The 21,614-nt window shown below is 71.7% G+C and carries 17 protein-coding genes; 10 read left to right on the forward strand and 7 right to left on the reverse strand.

Features of this window, described 5'->3' with window-relative positions; translation table 11 throughout:
- Nucleotides 1-414: 414 nt before the first annotated feature.
- The 4 genes from ACTOQ3_RS09090 (at nucleotide 415) to ACTOQ3_RS09105 (ending at nucleotide 6,117) form a co-directional block, all read left to right on the forward strand.
- Complete coding sequence (locus tag ACTOQ3_RS09090; protein WP_440082912.1) at nucleotides 415-1,713, forward strand: aspartate aminotransferase family protein; 1,299 nt, start codon at nucleotides 415-417, stop codon at nucleotides 1,711-1,713.
- Entirely contained in the window at nucleotides 1,710-3,215 is a 1,506-nt protein-coding gene (locus ACTOQ3_RS09095; RefSeq protein WP_440082913.1) for a CoA-acylating methylmalonate-semialdehyde dehydrogenase, read from the forward strand. Before ACTOQ3_RS09090 ends, ACTOQ3_RS09095 begins: the two co-directional genes overlap by 4 nt.
- Before the next feature lie 182 nt (nucleotides 3,216-3,397).
- Nucleotides 3,398-4,648 carry a hypothetical protein gene (locus ACTOQ3_RS09100; RefSeq protein ID WP_440082914.1) on the forward strand — a complete coding sequence of 417 codons (1,251 nt, stop codon included), beginning with the start codon at nucleotides 3,398-3,400 and terminating at the stop codon, nucleotides 4,646-4,648.
- A 242-nt stretch (nucleotides 4,649-4,890) separates the two neighbouring features.
- Nucleotides 4,891-6,117 carry a saccharopine dehydrogenase family protein gene (locus ACTOQ3_RS09105; protein WP_440082915.1) on the forward strand — a complete coding sequence of 409 codons (1,227 nt, stop codon included), beginning with the start codon at nucleotides 4,891-4,893 and terminating at the stop codon, nucleotides 6,115-6,117.
- 55 nt (nucleotides 6,118-6,172) lie between these two features.
- On the opposite strand, the gene ACTOQ3_RS09110 is transcribed toward ACTOQ3_RS09105, so the two are convergent.
- From ACTOQ3_RS09110 to gabT, 4 genes are all read right to left on the reverse strand, one after another.
- Nucleotides 6,173-7,426 (reverse strand): RNA polymerase sigma factor, encoded by a 1,254-nt coding sequence (locus ACTOQ3_RS09110; protein WP_440082916.1) that lies wholly within the window; start codon nucleotides 7,424-7,426, stop codon nucleotides 6,173-6,175.
- Nucleotides 7,423-7,776, reverse strand: coding sequence for a YciI family protein (locus ACTOQ3_RS09115; RefSeq protein ID WP_362834476.1), 354 nt, complete (start codon nucleotides 7,774-7,776; stop codon nucleotides 7,423-7,425). Before ACTOQ3_RS09115 ends, ACTOQ3_RS09110 begins: the two co-directional genes overlap by 4 nt.
- A gap of 353 nt (nucleotides 7,777-8,129) precedes the next feature.
- Nucleotides 8,130-8,372: a hypothetical protein gene (locus ACTOQ3_RS09120; protein WP_362834458.1), complete on the reverse strand. Its 243-nt coding sequence runs from the start codon at nucleotides 8,370-8,372 to the stop codon at nucleotides 8,130-8,132.
- Nucleotides 8,373-8,617: 245 nt separating this feature from the next.
- Nucleotides 8,618-9,970 carry a 4-aminobutyrate--2-oxoglutarate transaminase gene (gene gabT / locus ACTOQ3_RS09125; protein ID WP_440082917.1) on the reverse strand — a complete coding sequence of 451 codons (1,353 nt, stop codon included), beginning with the start codon at nucleotides 9,968-9,970 and terminating at the stop codon, nucleotides 8,618-8,620.
- Nucleotides 9,971-10,061: 91 nt separating this feature from the next.
- On the opposite strand from gabT, the gene ACTOQ3_RS09130 reads away from it, so the two are divergent.
- Entirely contained in the window at nucleotides 10,062-11,537 is a 1,476-nt protein-coding gene (locus ACTOQ3_RS09130) for a PucR family transcriptional regulator (protein WP_440082918.1), read from the forward strand.
- A 70-nt stretch (nucleotides 11,538-11,607) separates the two neighbouring features.
- On the opposite strand, the gene ACTOQ3_RS09135 is transcribed toward ACTOQ3_RS09130, so the two are convergent.
- Nucleotides 11,608-12,243 (reverse strand): TetR/AcrR family transcriptional regulator, encoded by a 636-nt coding sequence (locus ACTOQ3_RS09135; RefSeq protein WP_440082919.1) that lies wholly within the window; start codon nucleotides 12,241-12,243, stop codon nucleotides 11,608-11,610.
- 210 nt (nucleotides 12,244-12,453) lie between these two features.
- Here ACTOQ3_RS09135 and ACTOQ3_RS09140 point away from each other — a divergent pair, with 210 nt between their 5' ends.
- A complete protein-coding gene (locus tag ACTOQ3_RS09140) occupies nucleotides 12,454-13,881 on the forward strand; it encodes an aldehyde dehydrogenase family protein (RefSeq protein ID WP_440082920.1) in 1,428 nt (475 codons plus the stop codon).
- Between the two features lie 36 nt (nucleotides 13,882-13,917).
- Here the strand turns inward: ACTOQ3_RS09140 and ACTOQ3_RS09145 are convergent, their stop codons facing one another.
- Nucleotides 13,918-14,964, reverse strand: a complete 1,047-nt coding sequence (locus ACTOQ3_RS09145) for a trypsin-like serine peptidase (protein WP_440082921.1) — start codon at nucleotides 14,962-14,964, stop codon at nucleotides 13,918-13,920.
- Between the two features lie 53 nt (nucleotides 14,965-15,017).
- Entirely contained in the window at nucleotides 15,018-16,133 is a 1,116-nt protein-coding gene (locus ACTOQ3_RS09150; RefSeq protein ID WP_440082922.1) for a trypsin-like serine peptidase, read from the reverse strand.
- Nucleotides 16,134-16,357: 224 nt separating this feature from the next.
- On the opposite strand from ACTOQ3_RS09150, the gene dxr reads away from it, so the two are divergent.
- The 4 genes from dxr (at nucleotide 16,358) to ACTOQ3_RS09170 (ending at nucleotide 21,603) form a co-directional block, all read left to right on the forward strand.
- Nucleotides 16,358-17,542 carry a 1-deoxy-D-xylulose-5-phosphate reductoisomerase gene (gene dxr, locus ACTOQ3_RS09155; RefSeq protein WP_440082923.1) on the forward strand — a complete coding sequence of 395 codons (1,185 nt, stop codon included), beginning with the start codon at nucleotides 16,358-16,360 and terminating at the stop codon, nucleotides 17,540-17,542.
- A gap of 35 nt (nucleotides 17,543-17,577) precedes the next feature.
- A complete protein-coding gene (gene ispG / locus ACTOQ3_RS09160) occupies nucleotides 17,578-18,744 on the forward strand; it encodes a flavodoxin-dependent (E)-4-hydroxy-3-methylbut-2-enyl-diphosphate synthase (RefSeq protein ID WP_440082924.1) in 1,167 nt (388 codons plus the stop codon).
- A 348-nt stretch (nucleotides 18,745-19,092) separates the two neighbouring features.
- The gene (locus ACTOQ3_RS09165; RefSeq protein WP_440082925.1) at nucleotides 19,093-20,700 is read left to right on the forward strand and encodes an alpha/beta hydrolase; all 1,608 of its coding nucleotides are present in this window, start codon (nucleotides 19,093-19,095) and stop codon (nucleotides 20,698-20,700) included.
- Between the two features lie 60 nt (nucleotides 20,701-20,760).
- On the forward strand, nucleotides 20,761-21,603 hold the full coding sequence (locus ACTOQ3_RS09170; RefSeq protein WP_440071148.1) for a GNAT family N-acetyltransferase: 843 nt from the start codon (nucleotides 20,761-20,763) through the stop codon (nucleotides 21,601-21,603).
- The last annotated feature ends 11 nt before the right edge of the window (nucleotides 21,604-21,614 follow it).

The raw sequence follows: 21,614 nt of genomic DNA on the forward strand, positions 1-21,614 counted from the left end.
GCCGTGCCCGGGGGCCGTCGACGCCCGGGGCCGGCCGTGAAGCCCCGGCTCCGGGTGCCGGGCGACGTACGTCACGTGCGTGCCCGGCGGCGGGTGACCATGAGAACCGGCCATTATTCATGCATTTCAGGTTGTTTTGATAGGAAATATGGGTGATGCTGGACTCACCCGGCCTCATGACTGGTGAAGCTCGGACGGGGAACCTGGGGGGTGCTCCGTCCGGCCCTCCTGTGCGGCTCGCGCCATCCGTCGCGTGGCGCGAGCCGCACGGGACGCGTCGCGGGGCGTGAGCCGCACAGTCCTTTCACGGAGGGTGATCCGCGCCGGCGAGACCTGACAGTGTGATGGGTTAGGCGCGAACATCCCGACATGTTGCAGGTATGAGCGGTGGCATCGAGAGGTGATACTCGATGTATGTCGGACCTCCTTGCGCGCCATCGCGCGGTAATGCCCAACTGGCTGGCCCTTTACTACGACGAGCCCATCGAGATCGTCTCGGGCAAGGGAAACCGTGTCGTCGACGCGTCGGGCAAGAGCTACCTCGACTTCTTCGCGGGGATCCTGACCAACATGATCGGGTACGACGTGCCCGAGGTGCGGGAGGCCGTCGAGCGGCAGATCGCCACCGGCGTGGTGCACACCTCCACGGTCTACCTGCTGCGCGGCCAGGTGGAGCTGGCCGAGAAGATCGCCAGGCTCTCCGGCATCCCGGACGCGAAGGTCTTCTTCACCAACTCCGGCACCGAGGCCAACGAGACCGCGCTGTTGCTGGCGACCTATGCGCGCAAGTCCGACCAGGTGCTCGCCATGCGGCAGAGCTACCACGGCCGCTCCTTCGGGGCGGTCAGCGTCACGAGCAACCGCGCGTGGAAGAACAACTCGCTGTCACCGCTGAACGTGCACTTCCTGCACGGCGCCGACCGGCACCTCACCCAGTTCCGCGGCCTGTCCGACGAGGACTACATCGCGGCCTGCGTCGACGACCTGCGCCACGTGCTCTCCACCGCCGTCGCCGGCGACGTGGCGGCGCTGATCGCCGAGCCGATCCAGGGGGTGGGCGGCTTCACCATGGCCCCCGACGGGCTGTTCGCCGCCTACAAGGAGGTCCTCGACGCCGAGGGCATCCTGTTCGTCTCCGACGAGGTGCAGACCGGCTGGGGGCGCACCGGCTCCGCCTTCTTCGGCATCCGGAACCACGGCGTCACGCCCGACATGATGACCTTCGCCAAGGGGCTGGGCAACGGCTTCGCGGTGGGAGGCGTCGTCGCCCGCGGTGACCTGATGGACGGCCTCCACGCGGTCGGGCTGGCCACCTTCGGCGGCAACCCGATCTCCATGGCCGCCGCCAACGCCACCCTGGACTACGTCCTCGACCACGACCTGCAGGCGAACGCCGCCAGGACCGGCGCCCTGATCATCGACGGGCTGCGCGAGGCCGCGCCGCGCCTGCCGATCGTCGGCGACGTCCGCGGCAAGGGCCTGATGTTCGCCGTGGAGCTGGTCGACCCGGCGACCGGCGAGCCCTCGCCGGCCCTCGCCGCCCGGTTCATGGAGGAGACCAGGAAGTCCGGCCTGCTCGCGGGCAAGGGCGGCCTGAAGGGCAACGTGCTCCGGATGGCCCCGCCGCTCACCCTCACCCTCGACGAAGCCGCCGAGGGACTCGGGATCATCGTCAGCGCGCTCGAGACCATCAACGCCGAGGTCGCCTCGTGAAGAACGTCACCCACTGGATCGGCGGCGGCCCCGTAGAGGGCTCCGGCCGCACCTCCGAGATCTTCGACCCCGCGACGGGAGAGGTCTCCGGGCGGGTCCACCTCGCGTCCGTGGACGAGGTCGACGCGGCCGTGGCCGCCGCCGTCGCGGCCTGGCCCGCGTGGCGGGACGCCTCGCTGGTCAAGCGCTCGCAGGTGCTGTTCCGCTTCCGTGAGCTGATGTACGCCAACCGCGACGAGCTCGCCCGCCTCATCTCGGAGGAGCACGGCAAGGTCCACTCCGACGCGCTGGGCGAGGTCGCCAGGGGCCTGGAGGTCGTGGAGTTCGCCTGCGGCATCCCGCACCTGCTCAAGGGCGGTTTCTCCGAGGGCGTCTCCACCCGGGTCGACTCCTACTCGATCCGGCAGCCGCTGGGCGTCGTCGCCGGGATCACCCCGTTCAACTTCCCGGCCATGGTGCCGATGTGGATGTTCCCGATCGCGATCGCCGCGGGCAACGCCTTCGTCCTCAAGCCGTCGGAGAAGGACCCCTCGGCGTCGCTGCTGATGGCCTCGCTCTGGAAGGAGGCAGGGCTGCCCGACGGCGTCTTCGGCGTCGTCCAGGGCGACAAGGTGGCGGTGGACCGGCTGCTGGAGCACCCGGACGTGCGCGCGGTCTCGTTCGTCGGGTCCACACCCATCGCCAGGTACGTCTACGAGACCGGCACCGCCCACGGCAAGCGGGTCCAGGCGCTCGGCGGCGCCAAGAACCACATGCTGGTCCTGCCCGACGCCGACCTCGACCTCGTCGCCGACGCCGCGGTGTCGGCCGGTTTCGGTTCGGCGGGGGAGCGCTGCATGGCGATCTCCGTGGTGCTGGCCGTGGACCCGGTCGGGGATGAGCTGGTCGACAGGATCGTCTCCCGGGTCTCCGCGCTGACCGTCGGCCCCGGCGACGACCCGGCCTCCCAGATGGGCCCCCTCGTCACCGGGGCCCACCGCGACAAGGTCGTCTCCTACCTCGACCTGGGCGTCTCCGAGGGCGCGAAGCTCGTCGTGGACGGCCGTCTGACCCCCGTCCTGGGCGGCGGCGCCGCCCAGGAGACCCCCGGCTTCTGGCTGGGCCCCACGGTCCTCGACCACGTGCCCGCCGGTTCCCGGGTCCACCGGGAGGAGATCTTCGGCCCGGTCCTGGCGATCGTCCGCGTCTCCTCGTACGAGGAGGGCCTGGAGCTGATCAACGGCGGCGAGTTCGGCAACGGCACCGCGGTCTTCACCAACGACGGCGGCGCGGCCCGGCGCTTCCAGAACGAGGTGGAGGTCGGCATGATCGGCATCAACGTGCCGATCCCGGTGCCGATGGCCTTCTACAGCTTCGGCGGCTGGAAGTCCTCACTCTTCGGTGACACCCACGTCCACGGCACCGAGGGCGTGCACTTCTACACCCGGGGCAAGGTCGTCACCTCCCGATGGCTCGACCCGAGCCACGGTGGCGTCAACCTCGGCTTCCCGACCAACGGGTAACCTCCGGACCGCGAGCCCGCGCCCCTCCTGCCGGGGCGCGGGCTCGCGTATTCTCCGGTCTCTTCCGGCATCTCCGACTCCTCCGGCGCGGCGTGCGGATTCCGCGCGTTCGCGGGACCCCGGGGCGGGGGAGGGCCGGTAGGCTCCCGGGCAGATCGGTGGCGACGTCGGGAGGAGACCTCGTGGGCCTCGTGGGCAGGGACAGGCTCCGCCGGGCGCGTCTCGGAGCGCTGCTGGGAGTGGGAGGGCTGGCGCTCGCCGCCTGCGCCCAGGCGGGAGCCGTGAGCGCGGCCGGGCCGGCGCGCGGCCCTTCGCCCTCCGCCACACCCGTGACGCCCACCGCGACGCCCACCTCCGGGCCCGGCTCGACCCCCGGCTCGACACCGACACCTGCACCGACGCCGTCGGCGTCCATCGGCAAGGGCGAGGGCACGCTCCAGGTGCTGACCTTCCAGGGGTACGTCGAGTACGGCGGGACCAGCTCGCGGGCCAACTGGCTCGCCCCCTTCGAGCAGGAGACCGGCTGCGTCGTCAAGCTCGACCGGGTCCGTACGAGCGAGGAGATGGCCGCCAGATTCGCCGCGGGCTCCTACGACGCCGTCTCGCCCGCCCCCGACCTGGCCGGTGAGCTGGTGGCGCGGGGGAAGGTGGCGGCGCTGGACACGGCGCTGGTCGCGGGCTACAAGCACATTCCCAAGCGCCTGCGCGAGCTGCCCGGCCTGCGCGTGGACGGCAGGGTCTATGGGATCCCCTACCTGTGGGGGGTCAACCAGGTGGTCCACGAGGAGGGCGGGCCCAAGGAACCGTCGGCGCTCTACGGAGCGGCTCCGGCGGCGATCAGGAACAGCCCGCTGAGCATCGCCGACGCCGCGCTCGCCCTCGGCGGGACGCGTCCGGAGCTGGAAGTCGAGGATCCGTTCCAGCTCACCCCCGCCCAGCTCGACGCCGCCGTGAAGCTCCTGGCCGAGGGCGCCGGTCCCGACCGCGTCTACTGGGACAGTTCCCTGGAGCTGGTCAGGGCCCTGTCGGCGGGACCGGTGCGGATCGCCCAGGCACTCCCGTACCACCTGGACCTCTTCCGGCGCGCGGGCCGGCCGATGAAGGCGTCGACGGCGCCGGTGACCGGGTGGGCCGACGCGTGGATGCTCGCGGCCAGGCCCGCCAGCCCGAACTGCGCCTACCGGTGGCTGAACTGGATGAGTTCGGCGTCGGCGCAGCGCCCCGCCGCGGCCTGGACCGGGCTCGCCCCGGCCAACCCGGAGGCGTGCGGCGGGCACGCCCGCCGGATGTGCGAGATCTACCGCGTGCGTGACGGCCGGTGGCTGCGCGACGTCCGCTTCGCCACCCGCCCGACGCGCGATTGCGGGGGCCGGAGCGGGGAATGCACCGACTACGCCGACTGGGTGGAGCGCTGGAAGCAGCTCGTGAAGTGACCGGTCCCCCTCGGGGCCGAGCCTGACGGATCAGGGTCCGGCGGGGTCCTGACGGGGCCGGTTGGAGCCTGACGGGTCCTGGGCCCGTGCCCTTCCTCGCGGGGCCCTTCCCCTGGCATGTCCGAATGTCTTGCTTATGGCCGCGCTTTTCGTTGCCTTGATCGCTTTCAACGATGGATTCGGTGGGAAAATCATGTTTCGACTATCGACTGGTCAACCAGTCAGTGGGTAGGCTACCCGTTATGAGAATCCTTCTTGTTGGAGCGGGCGGCGTCGGGTCCGCTGTCGTGCCGATCGCCGCACGCCGAGATTTCTTCGAACACATCGTGGTCGCCGACTCTCAACAGGACCGGGCCGCCGCCGTCGTGGCCAGGATCGCGGATCCGCGCTTCAGCGCCATCGGGCTGGACGCCTCCGATCGGGCCGGGGTCGAGGCCGCCCTCGCCGAGCACCGCTGCGACGTGCTCTTCAACGCGGTGGACCCCCGCTTCACCATGTCCCTGTTCGAGGCGGCGCTCAACGCCGGCGCCCACTACCTCGACATGGCGATGTCGTTGTCGCGGCCCCACCCGCGCAGGCCGTACGAGCTGACCGGGGTGAAGCTCGGTGACGAGCAGTTCGCCCTCGGCGAGGCCTGGCGCCGGAAGGGCGGGCTGGCGCTGGTCGGCATGGGCGTGGAGCCGGGGCTGGCCGACGTGTTCGCGCGCTACGCCGCCGAGCACCTGTTCGAGACCATCGAGGAGATCGGCATCCGTGACGGCTCCAACCTGGTGGTCGACGGCTACGACTTCGCGCCGACGTTCTCCATCTGGACGACCATCGAGGAGTGCCTCAACCCGCCGGTGATCTGGGAGAACGGCGGCTGGCACACCACCGAGCCGTTCAGCGAGCCCGAGGTGTTCGACTTCCCCGAGGGGATCGGGCCCGTCGAGTGCGTCAACGTCGAGCACGAGGAGGTGCTCCTCGTGCCCCGCTACATCGACGCCAAGCGGGTGACGTTCAAGTACGGCCTGGGCGAGGAGTTCATCGGGGTGCTGAAGACCCTGCACAAGCTCGGCCTGGACAACGCGAACAAGATCAAGGTGGGCGGCGTCGAGGCCTCGCCGCGGGACGTGGTCGCGGCCAGCCTTCCCGACCCGGCCACACTCGGCGACCGGATGCGGGGCAAGACCTGCGCCGGGACCTGGGTGAAGGGCGTGGGCAAGGACGGCGCGCCGCGCGAGGTCTACCTCTACCACGTGGTCGACAACGAGTGGTCGATGCGGGAGTACGGCTGCCAGGCCGTGGTCTGGCAGACGGCCGTGCACCCGGTGGTCGCCCTGGAGCTGCTGGCCACCGGCGCCTGGTCGGGCAGCGGGGTGCTCGGCCCCGAGGCGTTCGACGCGGTGCCCTTCCTGGAGCTGCTCAACGCCTACGGCTCGCCGTGGGGCATGCGCGAGGAGACCACCAGGACGCTCCTGTCCGCCTGACGCCCTCTCCGCCGCCTCCCCGGCCCACCTCGAAGGCTTACTTCGTAAAGGCCGCCTAGGGTTCCGGCCGCGCCAGCCGGGCGGCCCTGCCCTCCAGGTAGCGCTGCTCGGGGAGGCTGGTGGTGCGGCGCGCGGCCTCCCGGTAGCCCGCGCGGGCGGCCTCGCGGTCACCGGCCGTCTCCAGCAGGTGCGCGCGCACCGCGTGCAGGCGGTGGTGCCCGGCCATCCGGTCGTCGCCCTCCAGGGTCGTGAGCAGGTCGAGCCCGGCCTCCGGGCCCCGCACCATCGCGAGCGCGACGGCGTGGTTGAGCGTGACCATCGGGTTGGGGGCGAGGCGTTCGAGCAGCCGGTACAGCGCGAGGATCTGCGGCCAGTCCGTCTCCTCCGCGCGCACCGCCTCGGCGTGCACCGCGGCGATAGCGGCCTGGAGCTGGTACGGGCCGAGCGGGGCCCGCGCCAGCGCGCCGGTGACGAGCGCCACCCCTTCGGCGATCGACGTCCCGCTCCACAGGCTCCGGTCCTGCTCGGCGAGCGGGATGAGCGCGCCACCGGGACCGGTGCGTGCCGCCCGCCGGGCGTCGGTGAGCACCATGAGGGCGAGCAGCCCGGTCACCTCGCCGTCGTCGGGCAGCAGCCCGTGAACCGCGCGGGTGAGCCTGATCGCCTCGCCGGTCAGCTCGCGGCGCTGCAGGTCCGGACCCGAGGTGGCCGTGTAGCCCTCGTTGAAGATCAGATAGAGCACGTGCAGGACCACCCGCAGCCGCTCGGCCCGTTCGGGCTCGGGCGGCGGCGCGAAGGGGATGGCCGTGCTCTTGATCCGCTGCTTGGCCCGGCTGATGCGCTGGGCCATGGTCGTCTCGGGGACGAGGAACGCGTGGGCGATCTGCGCGGTGGTCAGACCGCCGACGGCCCGCAGGGTGAGCGCGATCTGCGAGGCGGGGGTCAGGGCGGGGTGGCAGCACAGGAACAGCAGGGTCAGGGTGTCGTCCTGCCCGCCGGTCGGCTCGGCGTCGGCGGCGGGCGACAGGAACTCGTCGGCGGGCGCCCGTGCCGCGACCATGTTCTCCCTGCGGTTGCGCGCGTACTCGCTGCGCAGTTCGTCGGTCAGCCTGCGGGACGCGACCGTGATCAGCCAGCCTCGGGGGTTGTCCGGCGGCCCCTGCTCGGGCCACTGCAGGGCGGCGGCCAGCAGCGCCTCCTGCACCGCGTCCTCGCACGCGTCGAAGTGCCCGTAGCGCCGGACGAGCACGCCGAGGACCTGCGGCGCGAGCTCGCGCAGCAGGTCCTCGGCCTCGGTGGAAACGGTCATGCCTCGGTGCCGGCCCCGTCCATGATCGGCCGTACCTCCATCGCGCACAGCCGTGCGTCCGGCCAGCGCGCGGCGATCTCGGCCGCCCGCTCGGGGGTCTCGCAGTCGATCACGCAGTATCCGGCCAGGTGCTCCTTGGCCTCCAGGAACGGTCCGTCCGTGGTCGCGGGGACGCCGTCACGTACCCGCACGGTCCTGGTCTGCGACGGATCGGCCAGCGCCTCCCCGCCGACCCACTCTCCGGAGTCGGCGAGTTCCTTCATGAGGGCGTCGGCCTCGCCCATCAGGCCGTCGAGCTCCTCCTTGGAGAGGGTCTCCCAGATCGCGGTGTTGCTGTAGATCAGCAGCATGTACTTCACGGTCTCGCTCCTCGTGCTCGCGGCACCCGGTGCGGGCGCCTCTCACAGGCATGTCGGAGCGGGGGAGCCGGTCTCGACATCCGTCCGCGCGGGAGGGGTCCCGCCGGCCGGGGGCGCGCGTGCCGTTCCCGCCCGTACGGCGGCTCGATCCCGGGCGTGTGGGCGCGCTCCGCCGCTCCGATGTTTCGATGGGGAGAAACTACCGGAGTGACCGCTTCGGATGGGCTGTCGGGCGGGACGTCTCAGGCGGGCTGCCGGGGAGCCGGTCCCGGTGGCCGGCGCGGGGCCCGCGCCGGCGGTCCGGGGAGGTCCGGGATCCAGGAAGGGGCAGAAGTCCGGGAAGGTCAGAAGAAGGCCGCGCGCCGGGGGAGGGAGCGGGTGTCGTCCTGCTGCGGCAGCAGCGCGTCGGCGCACTCCGGGCAGGCGAAGAGGGCTGTGCCGTCGGGAAGGCGGCCGATCCTGATCCGCGGGCGGGGCCACTTCTTGTGGCAGGCCACGCAGGCGTCGCCCTCACGCTGGGTGCGGGTCAGCCCTTCCGGATCGAAGGTCATCGTGACGTGTGCCGTTCTGGGCGGCCCCCAGTTCATGCTAAATACCTCCAGCGTGGTGACTCCTTGTTTTCTCCCGTGGCTCGGCCGCGGGGAGGACGTCGACACGTTTCCTGTGTTGATCGCGCACTTTCTTATCGGAACCGTTATAACGCGGTCGCAGCCCGTGATCGCTGTGGCAGATGTCAAGCGGGGGTTAAATCACGGCCTACATGCGAGCCGCATAACGGCAAAAGGGACACTCGGCATCAAGCCGGGTGCCCCTTTTGGTGCGTTCTAAACGATCAGACCTCGTTCACGGCCTTCTCCAGGATCGCGAGCCCCTCCTCCAGGAGGTGGTCGGGGATGACCAGCGGCGGCAGGAAGCGCAGCACGTTGCCGTACGTGCCCGCGGTCAGCACGACCAGGCCCTCGGCGTGGCATCTTCTGGCGATCTCGCCCGCCGCCGTGGGGTGCGGCTCCTTGGTGCCGGGGACGACCAGCTCGATGGCGATCATGGCGCCCCGGCCGCGCACGTCGCCGATCACCGGGTTCCGCTCCGCCATGGCGCGCAGCCGGGGGAGCATGGTCTCGCCGATGCGGCGGGCCCTGCCGGTCAGGTCGTCGGCCTCGATGCTCTCCATCACGCCCAGCGCCGCCTCGCAGGCGAGCGGGTTGCCGCCGTAGGTGCCGCCGAGGCCGCCCACGTGGACCCTGTCGAGGATCTCGGCGCGGCCGGTGACGGCGGCCAGCGGCAGGCCGCCCGCGATGCCCTTGGCGGTGACGATGATGTCGGGCACGATGCCCTCGTCCTCGCAGGCGAACAGGTGGCCGGTACGGGAGAAGCCGGTCTGGACCTCGTCGGCGACGAAGACGATGCCGTTGGCGCGGCAGAACTCCAGGATCCTCGGCAGGAAGCCCCTGGCGGGCTCGATGAAGCCGCCCTCGCCCGCGATGGGCTCGATCACCACGGCGGCGACGTTCTCGGCGCCGATCTCCTTGGTGATCTGGTCGATCGCCTGGGCCGCGGCCTCCTCGGCGCAGTTCTCCGGGCCGGTGGGCCAGCGGAACGGGTAGGCCAGCGGCACCCGGTAGACCTCGGGAGCGAACGGGCCGAAGCGGTGCTTGTACGGCATGTTCTTGGCCGTCAGCGTCATCGTCAGCAGGGTACGGCCGTGGTAGCCGTGCTCGAAGACGACGACCGCCTGGCGGCCGGTGGCGTGGCGGGCGACCTTGACCGCGTTCTCCACGGCCTCGGCGCCGCTGTTGAGCAGGAAGGTGCGCTTCTCGTGGTCGCCGGGGGTGATCTCGTTGAGCCTCTCGGCGACCCGCACGTACGACTCGTACGGCGTGACCATGAAGCAGGTGTGGGTGAAGTCCGCCACCTGCCTGCGCACCCGTTCGACGACGCGCGGGGCGGAGTTGCCGGCGCCGGTCACCGCGATGCCGGAGCCGAAGTCGATCAGCGAGTTGCCGTCGGCGTCGACCACGACACCGCCTCCCGCGTGCGTCACGAAGACGGGCAGCGTGGTGCCGATGCCCGGGGGCACGGCGGCCTGCTTGCGCGCGAGCAGCTCGCGGGACCTCGGGCCGGGAATCTCGGTGACGAGGCGGCGCTCCTGCGGAAGCGAGGGGCCGCCCTCGGTGACGGTGCTCATGATGTGAAGCTATGTCGCGAATGCCGGTGTGCCGATGATGCACTATGGCAAAATTGCAGGGAGCAGAATAGACATAACGTATAAAACGGGGGTGGTGGTGGCGCCGACGCTGAACACCGTCGTACGACGGCTGCCGCTCGGGCTCGTCGTGCTCGCCGGGCGGGAGGCGCTCGACCGGCCGGTGCGCTGGGTGGCGGTCAGCGAGCTGGAGGACCCCACCCCGTTCCTGGAGGGCGGCGAGCTCGTCCTCACCACGGGCATGCGCCTGGACGCCGGCAACGCCGGTCCCTACGTCGAGCGCCTGGTCGCCAGGGGGGTCGCCGGGCTCGGGTTCGGCGTCGGGCTCGGACACGAGACGATCCCCGAGGCGCTGGTCGAGGCCGCCGCGCGGGCCGGGCTGCCGCTGGTCGAGGTGCCGCGCGACACCCCGTTCGTCGCCGTCGGCAAGACGGTCAGCGAGCTGATCGCCGCCGAGCAGTACGACGAGCTCAGCAACGCCTTCGCCGCCCAGGGCCGCCTCACCCGCGCCGCGCTGCGCCCGGAGGGCCCGCGCGCGGTGATCGACCGCCTGGCCCGCGAGCTGGGCGGCTGGGCGATCCTGCTCGACGAGGCGGGGACCGTACGGCACCTGGCGGGTAAGGGCGCGGCGGCCGCCGGAGACCTCGGCCCCGAGCTGGAGCGGCTGAGAAGGATCACGAGCCGGGGCGCTCCCGCGAGCGTGGCACTCTCCTCGCCCGAGGAGCACGTCATCGTGCGGCCCCTCGGGGCCCGCCGCGTCAGGGGATTCCTCGCCGTCGGCATCGGCCGGTCCTTCACCCCGGTCGCGCACACCGTGGTCAACGCCGCCGCGTCCCTGCTGACGCTCGCCGTCGAGCACGGCGGGGAGCACCTGGCCGCCGAGCGCCGGGTCCGCTCCGCGGTGCTGCGGCTGCTGCTGGCCGGGCAGGCGGACGCCGGGCGCGAGACGCTGGAACGGCTGGGGGAGCGGCTCGACGACGGGCCGCTGGTGGTGGTCGCCTGCGCCGGCGAGCCGGAGGCGCTGCTGGAGGCCGCGGGGAGCGAGTTCGCGGCGGCCGACGGTGACGCCGACGGTGACAGGGTGGTCCTGCTGGTCCCGGCCTCGCGGGCCGGTGCCGTGGCCGCGGCGCTCGGCGAGCACGGCCTCGTCGGCGTCGGCGATCCGGTGGGTCTCGGCGACCTGCGCGCGGGGCTCGACCAGGCCGACCGGGCGCTCGCCGCGGCCGGGCGCGGCACCACGCGGGTGGTGCGCTTCGCCGACCTGGCGGGTCAGGGACTGCTCTCCCTGCTCGACCCCGGCGTGGCGGAGGCGTTCTCCTCGGCGCTGCTCGCCCCCCTCAGGGCGTACGGCTCGCGCGCGGACCTGCTGGGGTCCCTGCGCGCCTACCTGGACTGCAACGGCCACTGGGACGCGGCGGCGCAGCGGCTCGGGGTGCACCGCCACACCCTGCGCTACCGCATGCGCCGGGTCGCGGAGCTGGTCGGCCGCGACCTCGAGGATCCCGCGGTCCGCGCCGAGCTCTGGGTCGCCCTGGCCGTCGCCAGGTGACGAGCGCGCCCGGGTCTCCGGCCCGAGTCCCCGGGAGGGGGTGACCGGCGGGCCCGTCCGGAGGGCGCCGTCAGGAGCGGCGGCGGTCGACGACCAGGTAGCGGGAGATGACGGCGTAGGTGACCGTGTCGTAGGTGTCGCCGTCGCGCAGGTGCCCGGCACGTTCCAAGCTGATCGCGCCCTGGGCGGCGGCCCACACGGCGTCGGCGATCTTCCTGGGCTGGGTGGGGACGATGTATCCGGCCGCGATGCAGTCGGCGATCACCCGGTCGACGATGTTCAGCGCCGCGCGGGCGAGGGTCCTGGCCCGCTCACTCGGCACGAAGCCGGGGATCGCGCGCTCGAACATCAGGGCGTAGTAGCCGGGCTCGTCCAGCGCGGCCTCCCGGTAGGCGGGGCCCAGGGCGATGAGGTGCTCCAGCGCGTCCTTGCGCGAGGGGACGGCCTCCAGGCGGCGCCGGAAGCGCTCGAAGCCCTCCAGGTACAAAGCCTCGGCCAGGCCTTCCTTGCTGCCGAACATGGTGTAGATGACGGTCGTCGAGCATCCCGCCTCGGTGGCGATGCGGCGCATCGACAGGCTCTCCGGCCCGACGGTGACCAGCAACTGGCTGGCGACGTCGAGCAGCCTGGCGCGAAGCTGGTCCTGGGACGCCCGTTCACCGATCAGATAGGCACCCTGAAGGCCGCGCGGCGCCGAGGAGGTCATGCGCCCACGCCCTTCCGCTCTCATCGTGCATCCGGTGACCTAGCCACGCTCGGGATCATTCAAACCGGTACCTGTAAGGAATATCCCCGAATACCCCTGTTTTCGTTACAGGGGTTGGGGGCGGATTTTATGCGGAACGGTGTGCCGTCCCGGGACTGTTGTGCGGAGTGGAGTAAGGCCGCTTCCGCGCCGGTGACATAGCGTCGAAACATGGACGTGCGCCCCTTCTGGCTCGCCGGACGCCCCGCCACGGGCGAGGCCGAGCTCACCGTGACCAACCCGCATGACGGCCGCGTCGTCGCCGTCTGCTCCGTGCCGACCGACGGCCAGGTCGAGGAGGCCGTCGCCGCGGCGGCGGCCGTGCGCAAACAGGCGGCCGCGCTCCCGATCCACGTGCGGGCCGAGGCTCTCGCGCACGTCTCGCGCCGCCTGGCCGAGCGGGCCGACGAGATCGCCGCCCTGATCACCGCCGAGAACGGCAAGCCGATCTTCTGGGCCCGCGGCGAGGTCGCCCGCGCGGTCTCCACCTTCAGGTTCGCGGCCGAGGAGGCCCGCCGCCTCGGCGGAGAGACCGTGCGCCTGGACACCGAGGCCGCCTCCGCCGGCCGCCTCGCCTACGTCTCGCGCGTCCCGTACGGCCCGATCCTGGGCATCAGCCCGTTCAACTTCCCGCTCAACCTGGTGGCGCACAAGGTGGCCCCCGCCATCGCCGCCGGGGCCCCGATCGTCCTCAAGCCCGCCCCCGCGACGCCGGTCTCCGCGCTGGTCCTGGGCGAGATCCTGGCCGAGACCGACCTGCCCGAGGGCATGTTCTCCGTGCTCCCGGTGTCCAACGACCGCGCCGCCGCGCTGGTCGAGGACCCGCGCCTGCCGGTCGTCTCCTTCACGGGTTCGGCCCCCGTGGGGTACGCGATCATCGATCGGGTCCCGCGCAAGCACGTGACCCTGGAACTGGGCGGCAACGCCGCCGCGGTCGTGCTCGCCGACGCCGACCTCGACTGGGCCGCCTCGCGGATCGCGCTGTTCTCCAACTACCAGGCCGGTCAGAGCTGCATCGCCGTCCAGCGCGTGATCGTCGAGGAGTCGGTCCACGACGACTTCGTGTCCCGGCTCGTCCCGGCCGTCGAGGCCCTGGTCACCGGTGACCCCGCGGACGAGAAGACGCAGGTCGGCCCGCTCGTGTCGGCCGAGGCCGCCGATCGCGTGGAGCGATGGGTCGGCGAGGCCGTCTCGGCGGGGGCCCGCCTGCTGACCGGCGGCACCCGCGACGGCGCCACCTTCGCGCCGACCGTGCTCGCCGACGCGCCGGCCGACGCCGAGGTCTCCCGCGAGGAGGTCTTCGGCCCCGTGATGGTCGTCCAGAAGGTGTCCGGGGTGGACGAGGCGTTCGCCGCGGTCAACGACTCCAGGTACGGGCTGCAGGCCGGGGTGTTCACCCGCAGCCTCGACAACGCCTTCCGGGCGAACCGGGAGCTCGAGGTCGGCGGCGTGATCATCGGTGACGTGCCGTCGTACCGTGCCGACCAGATGCCCTACGGAGGGGTGAAGGACTCGGGGGTCGGCCGCGAGGGCCTCCGCTCGGCCATCGCCGACTTCACCTACGAGAAGGTCATGGTGCTCACGGGCCTGACCCTTTAGAACCGGCCGCGCCTCAGCGCCGCCTCCGCGCCGGGGTCACGACGCGGAGGCGGTGGCGTAGAGGGTCTTGGCGGAGGCGCCGAAGTAGGGGCCGTACATGGTGTGGCGGTCGTCGCTGTACTTGAAGCTGCTGACCGAGACGATCGTGCCGCGGCCGGTGGAGGCGTCGAAACCGCTCAGCCACGGGCCTCCGCTGGATCCGGCGGTCATGTCGCAGCGCATGCCCTGGTCGCCGGTCTGCCCGTTCGGGTCGTCGCGCAGCGGGCCCGCGCAGTAGACCAGGTGCTCGCCGTCGTAGGGCGAGTCGGCGGGGAAGCCGAAACCGCTGGCGAGGCGTCCGCGGGGGGCGCCGAAGGCGATGTCCTGGCCGCCGACGGCGTCGCCGAGGTGCTTGCCGCCGCTGGTGCCGACCGCCACCATGCCGATGTCGTGGCTGTCGTCGCCCTCGCGCGACCAGGGGCCCGCGACGAACATGCGGCGCGCGGTGTACTGCCCGTACGGGCGGCGGCCCTGGCTGTAGCCGGGGACGAAGGTCCAGTTGTCGGCCCAGGCGCCGGTGCCGTCCTTGACGCAGTGGCCGGCGGTCACCACCAGGTCCTTGTTGGCGCTCTTGACCGAGCTGGCCGAGCACACGAAGTCGCTGCCCTTGATGGTGAGGAACACCCGCCCCGTGGTGCGCCCCACCGCCCCGCCGGAGGTCCAGCGGGCGCCCGCGGTGCGGGACGCGGCGCCGTGCGGGCTCCGGCGGGGGGCGACCCCCCGCCCGGCGGCGGAGAGCCGCCCGAGCATCCCGGTGACCTTGGCGAGCCGGTCGACGGGGAGCGCCGAGGCCATCCGGCGGGGGGTCCAGTAACCGAGCACGCGCTCCCGCTCCGACGCGGTGAGAGCGGTCGCGTGCCCGACGACGTCCGGCATGCCGGACGCCGCGCCTGTTGTCTGGGTGAGAGATGTGACGAGGGTCTTCACGGCCCGCTGCCCGGACGCGGTGGCCGTCTGCCAGGTGGCCGTCGCGCCGGTCGTCGGGGCGCTCAGCAACCCGGCGACGAGCGGGGCGGCCGCAAGCAGGGGGAGGCTTGAGGTCATGAAACCCGAGTTTGCACTACGAGGGGTGTTCTTGTGATTACTTCTGGTGAATATCAGGGGGCGCCGGTGGTCTGGGCGGCCTCGTAGACGGCCTGCGCCTCGGTCCCGAAGTAGGGGCCGAACATCCAGCCGGTGGCGAAGGCGTACTTGAAGCTGTTCACCGAGTTGAGGGTGCCCAGGCCGGTGCTCTCGTTGAAGTCGAGGAACCAGGGCCCGCCGCTCGACCCGCCGGTCATGTTGCAGTTCAGCCCGATGTCGCGGGACATCAGGAAGTCGTCGAACGCCCGGCCGGCGCAGTAGATCAGCCTGGAACCGTTGTACGGTGCGGCCGCCGGGTAGCCGAAGGAGTGCATCTGCCGGCGGCGCGCCTGGTTGAAGGAGACGCCCTGGCCGCCGACCACGTCGGTCAGCGACCTTCCGTTCAGCGGGGCCACCACGGCCGAGGCCACGTCGTAGTTGACGTCCTCGCTGTTGTTCCACTGGGGGGTGGTGTAGAGGGTGGTCGCCACCCAGGTGCCGTGCGGCCGGTCGCCGTTGTCGTACCCCGGCACGAACACCCAGTTGCCGTGGAAGGCGCCGCCCATCCGCACGCAGTGCCCCGCCGTGATCACGGTGCTCTTGTTCTCGCTGGTCACCGCGTTCGCCGAGCACGAGGCGTTGCGGCCCTGATAGGTGAAGAACACGCGTCCGGCGGTCTTGACGATCGCCCCGCCGCGGGTCCACGCCGCGCCGGTGGAGGCCCGGACGGCCGCCGAGCCCCTGGTGGCCGTGACGGGGTCGCCGCCGGGCTCGGTCGCGGGGACGGAGACGGGATCGGCCGCGGCCTGGGCCGCGATCGCCCCGGCGGTGAGCCGGGCGCCGTCCTTCTCGGGGACGAGGGCGGCGAGCGGCCGGGCCGCCTCCATCTTCGCCTCGGTCCAGTAGCGCTGGACGGTCTGCTGTTCCTTCCTGGTGTCGGCCGCCTCCTTCTCGACAGGCTGGGGAACGGCCCGTGCCGAGGTGACGCCGCCGCTCGCGCCCGCTGTGCCCGCCGTGCCCGCTGTGCCCGCCGTGCCCGCTGTGGCGCTCGCGCCGGCGTCCGCCGTGGCGCCGTGCGCGATCGTCGTGGAGAGCAGGGTGCTTCCCGCGATGGCGGTGAGAATAGGGACGAGCCGTGCCTTGCGCCGCATATGTACCTCCCGAGGGCCTGTTGCTGTTCCGGGAAGCTAGTGCGCCGTACGTACGCATTTCTCAGGCTTTACAACTATTGATATGACGAAATTCGGACTTAAATACTGACTTTTATCCTGTGTTCCACGCCTAACAGATTTTCGCCATGATCCAGTCCGATCACGAGTGGTACGGCCCGGTACGGCCGATTCGACAGCGCGGTCCGAGCCGGGAGAATGGGGCGGTGCAGCCAGACACCGTTCGTTCCGTCGTCCTGCTCGGCTCGACCGGGTCCATCGGGACCCAGTCCCTCGACGTCATCGCCCGCAACCCCGGCAGGTTCCGGGTGGCCGCGCTGGCCGCCTACGGCGGCCGGATCGACCTGCTCGCCAGGCAGGCGGCCGAGTTCCGGCCCGACGTGGTCGCCGTCGCCGATCCCTCCGCCGTGCCGGAGTTGCGCGAGGCCCTGACCGCGTACGGGGTGGGCGCGCGCGTGCTGGCCGGGCCCGAGGGGGTGGCGGAGGCCGCCGCCTGGCCCGCCGACGTCGTCCTCAACGGCATCACCGGAGCGCTGGGGCTGACCTCCACGCTGGCCGCGCTGGAGGCCGGCCGGGTGCTCGCACTCGCCAACAAGGAGTCGCTGATCGTCGGCGGGCCGCTGGTGAAGCGCCTGGCCAAACCCGGCCAGCTGATCCCGGTCGACTCCGAGCACGCCGCGCTGGCCCAGTGCCTGTGGGCCGCGGGGCCCACCGGCCCCGACGCCTCCGCCGTGCGCCGCCTGGTCGTCACCGCGAGCGGCGGGCCCTTTCGCGGCAGGTCGCGCGCGGACCTCGCGGACGTCACCCCCGAGCAGGCCCTCGCCCATCCCACCTGGTCGATGGGGCCGGTCATCACGGTGAATTCCGCCACACTCGTCAACAAGGGACTCGAGGTCATCGAGGCCCATCTGCTCTTCGACATCGGCTTCGACCGCATCGAGGTCGTCGTCCACCCGCAGTCGGTCATCCACTCGATGGTGGAGTTCGTCGACGGCTCGACCATCGCCCAGGCGAGCCCGCCGGACATGCGCCTGCCCATCGCGCTCGCCCTCGGCTGGCCCGAGCGGGTCGCCGACGCCTCCCCCGCGGTCGACTGGACCACCGCCCACACCTGGACGTTCGAGCCGCTCGACGACGAGGCCTTCCCCGCCGTCGCGCTGGCCCGGCGGGTCGGCGAGGCCGGCGGCACGGCCCCGGCCGTCTACAACGCCGCCAACGAGGTCTGTGTCGAGGCCTTCATGGCCGGGCGCCTGCCGTTCCCCGGCATCGTCGACACCGTGGCGGCGGTGGTCTCCGAGCACACCGTGACCGAGGCCGGTTCGGTGGCCGAGGTCCTCGACGCCGACTCCTGGGCGCGGATACGGGCACGCGAGCTCACTGGGACTGCCTAGACTGATGAGTGTCGTCGACTCTTCAAGGGCTGAAAATGACTTCTGTTGCTCTCGGAATCCCGTCCGTAAGGACCAGGCCGATCGCCGAGCGACGCATATCCCGTCAAATCATGGTCGGCTCCGTCCCCGTGGGCGGGGACGCACCGGTCTCCGTCCAGTCGATGACCACCACGGTCACCGCCGACGTCAACGCGACGCTCCAGCAGATCGCCGAGCTGACCGCCTCGGGCTGCCAGATCGTCAGGGTCGCCGTCCCCTCCCAGGACGACGCCGACGCGCTGCCGATCATCGCCAGGAAGTCGCAGATCCCGGTGATCGCCGACATCCACTTCCAGCCGAAGTACGTCTTCGCCGCGATCGAGGCGGGCTGCGCGGCGGTCCGGGTCAATCCCGGCAACATCAAGAAATTCGACGACAAGGTCGGTGAGATCGCGCGGGCGGCCGGCGAGCGCGGCGTGCCGATCCGGATCGGCGTCAACGCCGGCTCGCTCGACCCCCGGCTGCTGCAGAAGTACGGCAAGGCCACCCCCGAGGCGCTGGTGGAGTCGGCGCTGTGGGAGTGCTCGCTGTTCGAGGAGCACGGCTTTCGCGACATCAAGATCTCCGTCAAGCACAACGACCCGGTCGTGATGGTCCAGGCCTACCGCCTGCTCGCCGCCCGGTGCGACTACCCGCTGCACCTCGGCGTCACCGAGGCGGGCCCGGCCTTCCAGGGCACGATCAAGTCCGCGGTCGCGTTCGGCGCCCTGCTCGCCGAGGGCATCGGCGACACCATCCGCGTGTCGCTGTCGGCTCCTCCGGTCGAGGAGGTCAAGGTCGGCAACCAGATCCTGGAGTCGCTCAACCTGCGCGAGCGCGGCCTGGAGATCGTCTCCTGCCCCTCCTGCGGGCGCGCCCAGGTCGACGTCTACACCCTGGCCGAGCAGGTCCAGGCGGGGCTCGAGGGGCTGAAGGTCCCGCTGCGCGTCGCGGTGATGGGGTGCGTCGTCAACGGCCCCGGCGAGGCCCGCGAGGCCGACCTCGGCGTCGCGAGCGGCAACGGCAAGGGCCAGATCTTCGTCAAGGGCGAGGTCATCAAGACCGTCCCCGAGTCGCAGATCGTGGAGACCCTGATCGAGGAGGCCCTGCGCCTCGCCGAGGAGATGGGCGTGGAGGTCGACCTCGACGACGACGCCCCGGGTCCCCAGGTCGTCGTCGGCTGACCGCTCGCCCGGCCGCTCGATCCTCTGGTCCCTCCGGCCGCCCGGCCGGAGGGATTTCCGCCCGCCCCCGGGATCGCGCCGGGGCGCGGGCGGCTCCGTGTGGCGGCTTCTCCTCCACGGATCCGTACCGGGGTGGAACGGGCCTTTCGTGAGACCCCCGCGCGTGACCCGTACCGGGGTGGACCGGTCTTTCCGGGACGCCCCCGCGCGGGACCTCCGCCCGGACCTCGTGTCATTACACTTAGCAATCATCTGACTACACTTTGCCAGGCATCCGGCTGTGTTCCGGATGATCGCGCCGCCCCCGGGAGACCATCGCCTCTGCCGTACGAGTAGGGGGATCACACAGTGAAGAAGAGGGTCGTCGGGATCGCCGCGAGCATCGCGATGCTGGCCGCGGCGGTGGGGGTGCCGCAGGGGGCGGTGGCCCAGGAGAGACAGGGGCTGGTCTGGGGGCCCTGCGAGGGAGCGGCCCCGGTGACCGGGGCGGTGCCCGCTCCCGCCGGACGGGTGGACAACCCGATGGAGTGCGCCACCGTGAGGGTGCCGCTTGATTACGCCAACCCGCAGCAGACCATCGGCATCGCCCTGAACCGGATCAGGGGGAAGGCCACCCACGACCGTCTCGGCGCGCTGCTGGTCAACCCGGGTGGTCCCGGGGCGTCGGGCCGGGACCTGGTCAGGGGCGTCGCGGCGGGGCTTCCCGAAGGCCTGGCCGACCGGTTCGACGTGATCGGCTTCGACCCGCGCGGAGTGGGGGCGAGCGAGCCCGCGCTGAGGTGCGTCGACCCCAAGAAGTATTACGAGGCGCCCCGTCCCGACCAGGTGCCGGTCACCAGGCGCGACGAGAGCGTGCTGATCGCCCGGGCCCGCAAGTACGCCCAGGCGTGCGGCGAGCGGTGGAGCTGGATGCTGCCGCACATGACCACCGAGAACTCCGCCAGGGACATGGACGTGATCAGGGCCGCGCTCGGCGAGTCGAAGATCAGCTTTCTGGGTTACTCGTACGGGACCTACCTGGGCGCGGTCTACGCGACGCTCTTCCCCGACCGGCTCAAGCGGCTCGTCCTGGACAGCGTGGTCGACCCGCGCGGCATCTGGTACCGCTCGAACCTCGACCAGAGCATCGCCTTCCAGGACAGGCACGAGGACTTCCTGAAGTGGATCGCCCGCCACAACCCGGTCTACCGGCTCGGCGCCACCGAGAGGGCGGTCTCCTTCGCCTGGAACGCCATGCGGGACCGGCTGGGCGACCGCCCGGCCGGAGGGGTGGTCGGCCCGAGCGAGCTCGACGACGTCTACACCCTGGGCGGTTACTCCGACGCCGTCTGGCCGCAGCTGGCCAAGGCCTTCTCCGCCTACGTCAAGAAGGGCGAGGCGACCCCCCTGGTCAACACCTACCGCAAGCACGCGGTGAACGACGCCAAGGACGAGAACAGCTACGCGGTCTACCTCGCGGTGCAGTGCCGCGACGCCGCCTGGCCGCGCGACTGGGCGCGCTGGCGGGCCGACATGACCAAGGCCAACGCCAAGGCGCCCTTCCTCACCTGGCCCAACGCCTGGTACAACGCGCCGTGCGCGTTCTGGCCGCAGCCGGCGGGCAGTCCCGTGCAGATCCGTGACAACGCCGGGCTGCCGCCGATCCTGCTGATCCAGGGCGAGCGCGACGCCGCCACCCCGTACGCCGGGGCGGTGCGGATGCGCGCCATGTTCCACCGCTCCCGGCTGCTGGCCGTGCCGGGCGGCAACCACGGGGTCGCGCTCAACGGGAACGCCTGCGTCGACCGTCGCCTGGCCGCCTACCTCAGGGAGGGCACCCTTCCCGGCGGCCGACAGGGCTCCGGCGCACCTGACGCCCGGTGCCCCGGAATCCCCGCGCCCGTACCGGTGGTCGCCCCCGCGACCGTCCGCGTGCCCACCGGGCACACGGCAGGACGAGGTGACCAAAGCAGGTAGATGAGAGGCTCTGTGTTGGTTCCTGCCAAATTCGAGGGGGTCGCGTAGGCTGAGCACGTGATGCTGCGCACAACGGCGTCGCGCGTGCTCGACGACAACGATCGAGACGAGGTCCTGGCGCTTCTCGACACCGACCCCGTCGGCAATGTCTTCGTCGCCTCCAGGGTCCGTTCGGTCGGGCTCAATCCGGCCAGGCTCGGTGGCCAGATGTGGGGGTTCGGGCCGCGCGGCGGCCTGACCTCCATCTGTTACGCCGGGGCGAACCTGGTTCCGGTCAACGCCGGTACGGACGCCGTCTACGCCTTCGCCGATCGCGCGCGCAAGCAGGGCCGCCGCTGCTCCTCGATCGTCGGCCCGGCGGACGCCGTGGAGGTGCTCTGGGAGCGGCTGGAGCCGTACTGGGGGGCCGCCCGCGCGATCCGCTGGGCACAGCCGGTCATGGTGATCGGCGAGCCGTCGCCCGTCCCCGCCGACCCGCTGGTGCGCCGCGTCCGGCCCGACGAGTTCGACATCCTGCTTCCGGCCTGCGTGGCGATGTTCACCGAGGAGGTGGGCGTCTCCCCGGAACTCGGGGACGGCGGCGCCCTCTACCGGTCCAGGGTCGCCGAGCTGATCAGGATCGGCAGGTCCTACGCCCGCATCGAGGGCGGCAAGGTCGTCTTCAAGGCCGAGATCGGCGCGGTGACGCCGCACGCCTGCCAGATCCAGGGCGTCTGGGTCCACCCCGACATGCGCGGCCGCGGCCACGCGGTGGCGGGGATGGCCGCGGTGATCAAGCACGCGCTCGACTACTTCGCCCCGGTGGTCTCGCTGTACGTCAACGACTACAACGCCCCCGCCAGGGCCGCCTACCGCAGGGCCGGTTTCGTCGAGGTCGGCACCTTCATGTCGGTGCTCTTCTGAGATCTCTCGCG

The sequence above is a fragment of the Streptosporangium sp. LJ11 genome (assembly GCF_051918945.1).
GTDB lineage: Bacteria > Actinomycetota > Actinomycetes > Streptosporangiales > Streptosporangiaceae > Streptosporangium.